We start from the raw sequence: 10088 nt of genomic DNA on the forward strand, positions 1-10088 counted from the left end.
ACCTTCGTGCGACACGGGCGGCGCGTGGAGGCGGAGCGTCCGTCGAGGTGCCCGGGGATGATCTCTGGCTCGGACCGGGACGAGCGGCCTGCTGCGGCGGCAGCGACCGGGACGGGCCCGAACCTTGCCGAAGCGCGGACTGAACCGCGGCGGTGTCCATCGACGATGGCGGCCGCGTGGTGCAGTCGCTGCTCGCGACACGCTCGTGCGACTTGAAGCGCGATGGGGGAGGGCGTCCCGCGGCGGTTTCGCGATCGCGATAGGGGCCGAGACGGCTTTGCCGGCCTGCGCCTGGCCTTTCCCCGGCCTTCGAGCGTGTCGATCGCCCGACCTCGTCTGTCTGCCCGGGCTATCCGTCCGACAAGGATGGTCGAGCCGTCGAGGTTCGACACCGGCCAGGACGGCGGGGGACCGTTCCCAGGTCGTCGCCCGTCAGGACTCGCCCCAGGGCGGAGCGCGGATGGGCACCTGTCTCAACCATGCAGGGGCCGTCGAGCGTGGAAAATCCGCTCTCGGTCAGGATGCCCGTCTCAGGCGAGATGCGCGACGAGCAAGGCCCGGGCGCGGCTCACCCGGCTCTTCACGGTCCCGGTCTGACAGCCCATCACCTCCGCGGCAGCCTCGTAGGTCAGGCCTTGGGCCCCCACGAGGAGCAGGGCCTCACGCTGCAGTTCCGGCAGCTTGCCGATATGGGACCAGACGATCTGCAGATCGGACCCGTGCTCCTGGGCTGCGGGCGCCGTGAGCTGCGCCGCGGCGGCACCGTTCACGTCCTCGATCTCGCGCTTTCGCTTGCGGCACTCGGTGTAGAACTGGTTGCGCAGGATGGTGCAGAGCCACGCCTTCAGGTTCGAACCTGGGATGAACAGGTCCTGGCGCGCCCAGGCTCGGAGCACAGTCTCCTGGACCAGATCGTCGGCGCGCGAGGCATCGCCGACGAGCGAGAGGGCGAAGGCGCGCAGGCCGGGCAGCGTTTCGGTCAGGCCCTCGCGAAACGCGGTGGCATCGTCCTGGCGCGGCCCCTCCAGCGCTGCATCGAGCCGCGCGACGAGGTCCAGCAGACGCGGCGGTGTCTGTGCCCGTGTCACGGCCTCGTAGGCGGCGCGCAGCTGCAGGCCGAGATGATCCCGCACACCGGTGGGCAGAATCGCGGGTTCCGGAGGGTCCTGTCGGCTCGGCCGATCGACTCCGCCGTCTTGAGCAACCAGCGTGTCCGTCAACTCACGTCCTCTCAAAGCGCTCGCCGCACGAACCGATCTCGGGCCGCCGTGAATCCCGCCTGACGAACCGGCGATCTGCAGCGGGCCATCCGGCGGGAGTGGCCCGACCACGCGCGTCATCGAGCGTCCACCCCTCCAGATAGGACCCGCCACCTGACTGTACAGTGAACATCTAACCCCGCAAGCGGCGGATCGTTCTCCGCGGCCTACGCGTTGGGGCACGCTTCCGTCCCTGGGGGGCGGACATGTTGAACCGAGAAGGAGCCGAAGATCATCGCGCGCGGAGGTGAACCCCGACGTGGTCTGAGGCCGAGCGAGGAACGACGGATCGAGGTGAACGAGTCACGTCGGCGAGAGGCGCGCGTTCGCCGGCAGACTGTGAGCTGCGTGCGCGGGGCGGCTGTTGCCGGCCAGGTGAGGATCTATTGGGCAACGTCGATGCCTCAGAATGTCGAATACTGGATCACGGACAGGCCGGACGGCCGCTTCGACGTTGTTGTCCAGCTCGAATCCGGCAAAATCTTTCGCCGCAGCGGGTGCATCTCGCGGACCGAGGCCGATACGTGGATCGAGGGATTGCGAATGCTGATGGCGGCGATCGGCGCGCCCGTATCGGCCGCCGACGTGACGTCTGACGACCCATCACCCCTCGGATCACAGACGGTGGACGGTGCGGACCACTCCACCTCCTGAGCTGCGCGGGCGGTCGTCTCCAGGCTGGAGCCGTCCCGCGCGCCTCGCGCATCCGAACGATCCGGGCTCGGGGAGCGTCGACGGCCTACGCCTCGTTGCCCTCAGGCTCCGCGCTCCGATCGCCGAACAGGATCTCGTGGGTGATCGGGTCGTAGAAGCGCATCACGTTCCGGACGAACGCTCTCGGCTCGATCGCCAGCGCCTCGGCCCACGCGCGGTACCGATCCGGAGGAATACGACCGCGCCCGGTCTCCAGCTGCGAGATGAAGGTGTAGTAATCCGCACCGACAAGAGCTGCGAGCTGTCGTTGCGACAGGCCGCGCGCCTCCCGCAGTTCCTTCAGATACCGTCCCCCCTCCCGACGCAGCTCCAGCACCTCCTCGGAGTCCAGGCGTTGCTGATGGGCATACACGGGGTTTCACCTTCCTGCCGACCGAAGCCACGCGGCGCGGCGCTTATACAGCAAACACCATATAGCTGGGACGGAGCCGCGCTGTCCAGATGCGCGGCGGCACCCGTCGTCCCCGCGTCCTCCCCGAACGGATCCCGTTGCTTGGCAACTACCTGAATAGCGCTATCATCCTGTAAGGAACGATTTGGAGAATGGCGCCGGATGCCCCACTACCGGTGCATGTCTCTGGATAGCGGCCCATGAAAGTCGAGAATCGCACGTACGATTGCCGCTCGCGGATCTGAGCGCCCGCGGGTCACTGACGCGAGCAGCACGGGAATCTGAGCCACCGGGTATCGCCGATCGTGCCGATCGATCGCAGGAAGAGGGCAGAATGGGCGATCCTTCGCTGCAATCGGCATTGACCATCGGCCTGCGCTCGCTCCGGCCGGTCCTGGCGACCGCCGTGGTGTTCGGGCTCTTCATCAATCTGCTGCTGTTCGTCAGCCCGCTCTACATGCTCCAGATCTACGACCGCGTGATCCCCAGCCGGAGTGAGACGACCCTGGCGGGGATCACGCTGATCGCGGCGTTCGGCCTGGCCGTCTACGCGATGCTCGAGATGCTGCGCGCCCGCCTCCTGGTGCGCGGCGGTGTGGTGTTCGATCAGAAAATCGCCACGCCGATCTTCGATGCCGCCCATCGCGGCACCTTGCTCAGGCCCGGCGCGCAGCACGATACGGCGCTGCGCGACGTGGACGTCCTGCGGGAGTTCCTGACCGGCGCCGGCATGCTGGCGTTCTGCGATCTGCCCTGGATACCGATCTTCCTGCTCGCCTGCTTCATCCTCCATCCCTGGTTCGGCTGGATGGCGCTGGTGGGCGGCGGCACGATCCTCGGCCTCACGCTGCTCAACGAGGTCGCCACCCGTCGGACGCTCGACGCCGCCAGTCAGGCCTCGCGCGAAGCGGGGCAGAGCGCCGCCACGGTCTTTCGGAATGGGGAGGTGCTGCAGGCCATGGGCATGGTCGCGTCCATGCGCGGGCTCTGGGGGCGCCGCCACGACGACGTCCTGGTCCTCCAGGCGCGGGCCAGCGATCGCGCGGGCCTGATCGTCGCGGCCACGAAGTTCGTCCGCATGCTGCTGCAGACCCTGGTGCTGGGCATCGGCGCGTATCTGGCGATTCACCGCGAGATCTCGGCCGGGTCGATGATCGCCGCGTCCATCATCATCGGCCGCACCCTCGCGCCGATCGAGGCGGTCGTCGGCAACTGGAAGGGGTTCACGGCGGCGCGGGCGAGCTACCGGCGATTGGTCGATCTCGTGGCCGTCGCCGGCTCGGAGACGCGCCGCCTCGTCCTGCCGCGGCCGCGCGGCCTGATCGAGGCCGAGACCATCTCGGTGGCGGCCCCCGGCGCGACGCGCCCCATCCTCAAGGCGGTGAGCGTCCGGCTCGAGCCCGGCAGCGTCGTGGGGATCATCGGCCCGAGTGCCGCCGGCAAATCGACGCTCGTTCGCGCGCTCACCGGGGTCTGGCCCTTGCTGGAAGGCACGGTGCGCATCGACGGGGCCGACCTGAACCACTGGGACAGGGCCCTGCTCGGGCAGCATGTCGGTTACCTGCCTCAGGACGTCGAACTGTTCGACGGGACCGTCGCGCAGAACATCGCGCGCTTCGCCGACCGGGACGACGCGCGCGTCATCGAGGTTGCCCAACGGGCTGGCTGTCACGCGCTGATCCAGTCGCTTCCGGAGGGCTACAATACGGTGATCGGGCGGGGGGGACACGGGCTGTCAGGCGGTCAGCGGCAGCGCATCGCTCTGGCCCGCGCCCTCTACGGCGAGCCGAGCCTGGTCGTGCTCGACGAGCCCAATGCGAGTCTCGACCAGCCCGGCGAGGCGGCGCTGATGCGCGCCGTCGCGGACCTGAAGCGATCCGGGACGACGGTGGTGCTGGTGACCCACAAGGTGAGCCTGCTGGAGGAGGCCGACCGTATCCTGCTCATGAGCGAGGGCCGCGTGCAGCTCTCCGGCACGCCCGAGCAGGTCCTCGCCCACGTCACCGGCCAGCGGCCGGTCCCGACCCTGGTGCCGCCCGTCGGCCCCGCGGCATCCCAGACCCGCCGCGGCTCCGACGAACAGCGGAGCGCGGGATAAGCGATGACCGTCACGCGCGCCGCGATCGCGAGCCCGTCCCCCGTGCGAAGAAGGTCCGATCGGGACCGGTCGGGCTCCGCCGACCTGACGAACTGGCGCGCGTACGCCGTCGCCGGCTACGCGCTCATCGTCGCGACGTTCGGGGTGGTCGGCACCTGGGCCGCCGTCGCGCGCCTCGACCGGGCGGTCATCAGTCCCGGGGTGGTGGTCGCGGAAGGCAGCCGCAAAGTGGTGCAGCACCTCGAAGGCGGCATCGTCCAGGAGGTGCTGGTCCGGGACGGCCAGGCGGTTCGCGCGGGCGACGTCCTGCTACGCATCGATCCCGTGCAATCGCGAGCCAGCAACGATCTGCTCCGCGGCCAGCTCGACGGGGCCCTGATCCTCGAAGCGCGCCTCCGCGCGGAGCAGGGCCAGGCGCAGGATCTGCTCCTGCCGCCGGAGATCGCGGAGCGGCGCGCCGAGCCGGCCGTCGCCGGCCTGATCGACGACCAGGCCAGCCAGCTGTCGGAGCGCCGCGCGTCCTTCCAGGCGCAGCTCGGCCTCATCGAGGCGCGGGTCACGCAGCTGAAGACGGAGATTTCCGGGCTGGCGGTCGAGAAGGCCTCGGGCGAGCAGCAGGTCGCCCTGATCCAGCAGGAGCTGGAGGGCCTGCGCGGCCTCCAGGAGAAGAACCTCATCCCGCTCTCGCGCGTTCTGATGATGGAGCGCGAGCACGCGCGCCTCCGAGGCGTGATCGGACGGTCCGTGGCGGAGACCGCCAAGGCGCAGAACGGCATCAACGAGGCGGGGATGCAGACCGCGCAGCTCAAGCAGAAGCTGCAGGAATCGCTGACCGCGCAGCTCCTCGACACGCGCCAGAAGATCGCAGAACTGCGCGAGAAACTCATCGTGGCCCGGGATGTCCTCCGTCGGCACGAGGTCCGGGCGTCGCATCAGGGCGTCATCCAGGGATTGAAGGTCTACACGATCGGCCAGGTGGTCCGCTCGGGCGAGCCGCTGATGGAGATCGTTCCGACGAACGACAGGCTCGTGATCAGCGTGCAGTTCGCGCCGAACGATCTCGAGGCGGTTCATGCCGGCATGCGGGCCGAGGTGAAGTTTCCGGCTTTTCAGACGCGCCGCATGTCGGCGATCTTCGGGACGTTGACGATGGTCTCCCGCGACCGCCTGATCGACGACGGCACCAAGCAGGCCTATTTCGCCGGCACCGTGGAGATCGACGACCATCAACTCCCGGACGACGTACGACCACGTCTCCTGGCGGGCCTGCCCGCCGAGGTCGTCGTCTCGGCCGGCGAGCGCACGGCGCTCGACTATCTGGTGGCGCCCTTCTTCGATGCTCTGGGACGCAGTTTCCATGAACGATAGAATCCGCTTCTCAGTCACTGTGCGGACGTGAGGTCCCGATGGGCGCGGTCATCTCGTTCTTCCGACCCGCAACGACGTGCCAGGGCGGCTGGTCGCAGCAGGAGCTCGCGGAATTCTACCGCGTCGAGGCCGCGCTGATCCGGGCCGGCCTGCAGATCGGCAGCGAGCAGGGCCTGAGCGACGAGGCGGACCCCTGGTTCGTCTTCTGCCGGCCGGATGGCGACGCCGTCATGCATTTCGCCAGGATCGACGGCAGCTACGTCATCGCGTCCGATGTCTTGGACAGCCCGATGCGAGGCAGCGACTTCCGCGCCCTCATCAACGAGATCGCCCGACGCTATCCCGAGCTTCTCCCGATCCCGCAGGATGCCCGCGGGACGAAGCTCTCGGTTCACCCGGCGGCGCTGCTCGCGGCTCTCGTCGCGGCTGCGGCCCTGAGCCTGTCGCCCGACGACGCCCGCGCGGATGACGGGGAGCGATCGACCGAGAGCGCGGCGCAGCCCCCTCACGCGGGCCACGCGCAACAGCACGGGCCGTCCGAAGCGCGCGACACGGGCGATGCCGATGAGCGCGACGGCCACCGTAAGCAGGTCGGGCTGATCGTGTTCTCGGCCATGGTCTTCGCGGCGGATGCCCTCGTCGACCACCCCGCACAGGGTATCGAGGCGACATCATACCTCGGCGCGCGGGGCGCCAGCAGCGCCGTCCCGGGTGACCAGGGCAGCCTGTCGCCGACGACGGGTGGAGCGGCGAGCCCCGTCCAGTCGGAAGGACCGCTCGGCACCGGCCGCCACGAAGGTCCCGCGAGCGGCGCGGCCGGTCTCGTAACGGCCGAGTCGGCCGCGGTCGCTGCTGCCCGATCTGACGCCGCCGATTTCGGGCTCATCGGCCTCAGAGACCCGGCCCTCGGCCATGGGCCGACCCGGGCAGGCGCGGAATCCGGATTTCAGCCGCTCGCGCGCGGCGCCGAGGCCAGCGCAGCCCTCGCAGCGGGTTCATCGTCGTCTCCGGATTCCAGATCGGACGGTGGCGCCGCGCCATCGGGGGACGCCGCGGCACGGGAACAGGGAGCCCCGTCGTCGAGCGCGACCGGTGAGGCGCCATCGCTGGCCCAGAGCGTGACCCCGACGACCGGTCACGCGGCATCCGAAGCTCCGCCAGCCCCGGTCAACGGGCTCAATGCTGCCGCACAGCCCGAGTTGAGACACGCGCAGCTCCCGGTCGAGGAGCGCTCCGGTAGCCCGGACAACGGTCTGCGAATGGGCGTATCGCCGGAGGCAAGGGGACGGCACGACGCGGTCGCGCATGCGGATCCTTCAGGCATCGGCGCAGGTGCATCCGAACGGGAGTTGCACGGCGCGGTCGGCGACCCCAGTGCAGCATCCGATCCGAGCCCGCGTCCAACAGCGGGCCTCGCGCAGGTCCGGGGGGAGGTCACCGATCAGGGCCGCGGTCAAGATGGCGACGGGCCTGGCCGAAGCGCCGATGCGCCAGGCCATCACAAGGACGCGGCGGCCGTTCCACTGGACGCGGCCGGCGGCGCGAGTCCGGATGAACCGCCGGGTCTGGCGCAGGCTCAGACAAGCACTGCCGATCCAGGCTCGACGCGGGCCGGCGAAGGTCCCGGCCGGAGTGCCGCTGCGCCGGGCCACCTCCGGGGCTCGGCGCCGCACGCCCAGGACAATGACGGTCAGGGCACGGACACCGGCACGCAATCAGCGCCGCCCTCAGCCACCGTGCAGGCGAGCGGCGCGGTGGCTGCGCACGCTCCGGCCGGCGAAAGCCCCGGCCGGAGCGCCGAGGCACCGGGGCCTCTCCAGGGCCCGGCAGGGCACGCACAGGATGCCGGCAGCCACGGCACGGCGGCCACCGATCCCACCCCCTCAGCTCCGGCAGCCAACCTGCAGATCGAGGCCAGAGCCGCCGAACCGGATCACAGGCAGGCTGGCGAGGGACCGGTTCGGAGCGGGGTGGCGCCGGAACATGTCCAAGACACGGCGCCGCACGCCCGGGATGCCGGCCATCACGGCTCGGCCGCCGACACGGATCCGGTCCAACCATCCGCGAGCGCGCAGACGCAGGCGGATGTTGCTGATCCCGGTCACGCGCGGGCCGGCGCTTCACCTGGCCGGAGCGCCGAGGCGCCGGGACATCTTCACGATACGGTACCACCCGCACAGGATAGCCGCGGTCACGGCTCGGCCACCGACGCGGACCCAGGTCCGCCGTCAGCCGGCACGCAGGCGCGCGCTGCCGATCCAGGCCACGGGCAGGACGATCGAAGCGGCGAGCCGCCCGGGCACCTCCAAGACGATGGACCGCACGCACAGGGTCCCGCCGTTCACAGCGCGGCTTCCAACGCGGACCCAATCGCTCCTTCGGCCAGCGCGCTGGCGGGGGTGAGAGCGGACGATCCAGGCCATGCTCAGACCGCCGACGGGCCCGGCCGCAGCGGCGAGGCTGCGGATCACGCCCGAGAGACCGAACCGCATCTGCGGAACTCGGACGGCTCCAACCCGGCAACCGGTGCGAACGCAGGCATCTCGCCGAGCGGCACGCAGGATCGAGCCGTCGGGGCGGATCCCAATCCCGCGAACCTCGACGCGGGCCCGCACCACACAGGTCACGGCACTGCCGTTGCGGCCGCGAACGTCGGCACCCCGGTGGCGTCAGACCAATCGCTCTCGCGCCAGGGATCGGGAGGCTCGACCGGCGTGAGCCGCGATCAAGAACCGTCAAGCGAGCCGAGTCCCCCGGCGAGCGGGGGCAGTCACGGTCCGAGACCGGCCGCCAGCATCGGCCCGAACGGCACCATCGAATTCGCGTCCGACAGCAAACCCGGCCCACCGGCCGGACCGAGCCACGCACCGGCTGACAGTGGCGTCCACGGAGACGTCGGCCTGATCGGGGTTTCAGATCACGGCGCCAACGCCCATCACTTCGACCTCCACTCCTGACGGGAAACCGAGGATCCGCGAACGGCAGGCATTCTCGTGAGTTCTCGACGGTGGCGCTCGACCGCCCTGAACTCGACCGGGGAGCGCGAGGCACTCGGACTGACGAAGAGCGGTTCATATCTCGACGCACGCAGCAGAGCGCGCGCGTCGATGATCGGCGTCGCCACATCCAGCACCGCCTCGTCAGACGACGTGGCCGTCGCCATTCGTCCTGCGAGAACGCTCCGCGGTTTCACCGGTCAGGATCGATGCGTCGCCCGTCGGGTGCAGCGTTGCCGACATCCGTCGGATCCGCTGTCTCACGCTTGGAGGGCGAGAGGCTGCTCCGCATGATGGTGAATGTCCAGGCTCGAAGATTGCTACGAGGACGAAAGCGATCCTGACGTATCCAAGCCCTGAGCAGCGTCTCTTGAACCAAGTCCTCAGCCTGATCGGCCGTCTTCGCCATCGACCCCGCGAATCGCTTCAGGTCGGGCAGCAACTCCACGAGGGCTGCCCGGAAACGGTCCGCGTCGAACGCCGGATCCCGATCGGCCGCCGCATTGAGATCCCCTGAATGCGGACGACGCAGATGGATCTTGTCGGGGCCGGACGCGGCAGGCGGACACTCTGGTCCGCCATCAGGCCTGAAGGACGGCGATCCAGCCCTATCACCGGGGACCGACCGTGAGCGCGTGTCCGGATGGCACGGCATGCGATGCTCGATTCCACACTGACCGGAGGCATTGTACAGCAGCATTATAATAGAGGTTTGCTGTACAGCCCTCAAGGCCGCGCCTTCGGCACAGCGCGGTCGTCGGTGCCGGGCGAACGACGACTGGCCGAGGCGTTCGGCACGACCGGTCGGGAAAGGCTCGGAGCAGGCAGATGTCCGGGATCAGTCGGCCCTCGCGCGACGCGGGGAACCGCCTTCGCGGTTGCGCACGATCTCTCGGCTGATTGGGATGGCCGTGCGGCCGATCGAACGCCCATCACCGAAGGTGACGTGGCTCAGAGAACTTGCACGGGGGCTGAGCGACCGATGAGATCAGGCGCCGGCTCTGGCGAGCGGGCGGCGTGTCCGGAGGCCGGATCGGTGTTCGTGTCGAGGGAATGGTGATTGCGATGGGCGGGTCTGGCGGCGACCGACTCTCCCGTGTCTTGAGACACAGTACCATGGGCGCTGGCGTGTTTAACGGCCGAGTTCGAGATGGGATCGGGTTCTGGGCACGCCGCTCAGGCCACCAGACCGGCGCATCGCAATTTGTTTGGCACTGGGCGGCGCAGGGTGCTGCGACGGCGAGTGCTGTGTTCGGCAAGCA

7 protein-coding genes and 1 rRNA gene are annotated in these 10088 nt (G+C 69.5%); 4 read left to right on the forward strand and 4 right to left on the reverse strand.

Translation table 11 applies throughout. The features are described from left to right. Positions 1 to 530: 530 nt before the first annotated feature. Positions 531 to 1220 carry a sigma-70 family RNA polymerase sigma factor gene (locus tag BM419_RS21105; RefSeq protein ID WP_244492314.1) on the reverse strand — a complete coding sequence of 230 codons (690 nt, stop codon included), beginning with the start codon at positions 1218 to 1220 and terminating at the stop codon, positions 531 to 533. 333 nt (positions 1221 to 1553) lie between these two features. Here BM419_RS21105 and BM419_RS21110 point away from each other — a divergent pair, with 333 nt between their 5' ends. Further along, entirely contained in the window at positions 1554 to 1913 is a 360-nt protein-coding gene (locus tag BM419_RS21110; RefSeq protein ID WP_244492311.1) for a hypothetical protein, read from the forward strand. 85 nt (positions 1914 to 1998) lie between these two features. Here the strand turns inward: BM419_RS21110 and BM419_RS21115 are convergent, their stop codons facing one another. Continuing rightward, positions 1999 to 2325: a helix-turn-helix domain-containing protein gene (locus BM419_RS21115; RefSeq protein ID WP_020095904.1), complete on the reverse strand. Its 327-nt coding sequence runs from the start codon at positions 2323 to 2325 to the stop codon at positions 1999 to 2001. A 373-nt stretch (positions 2326 to 2698) separates the two neighbouring features. Between BM419_RS21115 and BM419_RS21120 the strand changes: the two genes are divergently transcribed. From BM419_RS21120 to BM419_RS21130, 3 genes are read left to right on the forward strand one after another with little or no spacing between them, the layout of a single operon-like run. Continuing rightward, the gene (locus BM419_RS21120) at positions 2699 to 4462 is read left to right on the forward strand and encodes a type I secretion system permease/ATPase (RefSeq protein WP_056533798.1); all 1764 of its coding nucleotides are present in this window, start codon (positions 2699 to 2701) and stop codon (positions 4460 to 4462) included. 3 nt (positions 4463 to 4465) lie between these two features. After that, a complete protein-coding gene (locus tag BM419_RS21125) occupies positions 4466 to 5830 on the forward strand; it encodes an HlyD family type I secretion periplasmic adaptor subunit (RefSeq protein WP_056533796.1) in 1365 nt (454 codons plus the stop codon). Between the two features lie 38 nt (positions 5831 to 5868). Continuing rightward, positions 5869 to 8787, forward strand: a complete 2919-nt coding sequence (locus BM419_RS21130) for a hypothetical protein (protein WP_082558122.1) — start codon at positions 5869 to 5871, stop codon at positions 8785 to 8787. A gap of 232 nt (positions 8788 to 9019) precedes the next feature. Here the strand turns inward: BM419_RS21130 and BM419_RS33275 are convergent, their stop codons facing one another. After that, on the reverse strand, positions 9020 to 9526 hold the full coding sequence (locus BM419_RS33275) for a sigma factor (protein ID WP_348272481.1): 507 nt from the start codon (positions 9524 to 9526) through the stop codon (positions 9020 to 9022). Positions 9527 to 9899: 373 nt separating this feature from the next. Continuing rightward, a 5S ribosomal RNA gene (rrf, locus tag BM419_RS21140) occupies positions 9900 to 10015 on the reverse strand. Positions 10016 to 10088 lie beyond the last annotated feature (73 nt).

The sequence above is a fragment of the Methylobacterium sp. yr668 genome, assembly GCF_900116245.1.
GTDB lineage: Bacteria > Pseudomonadota > Alphaproteobacteria > Rhizobiales > Beijerinckiaceae > Methylobacterium.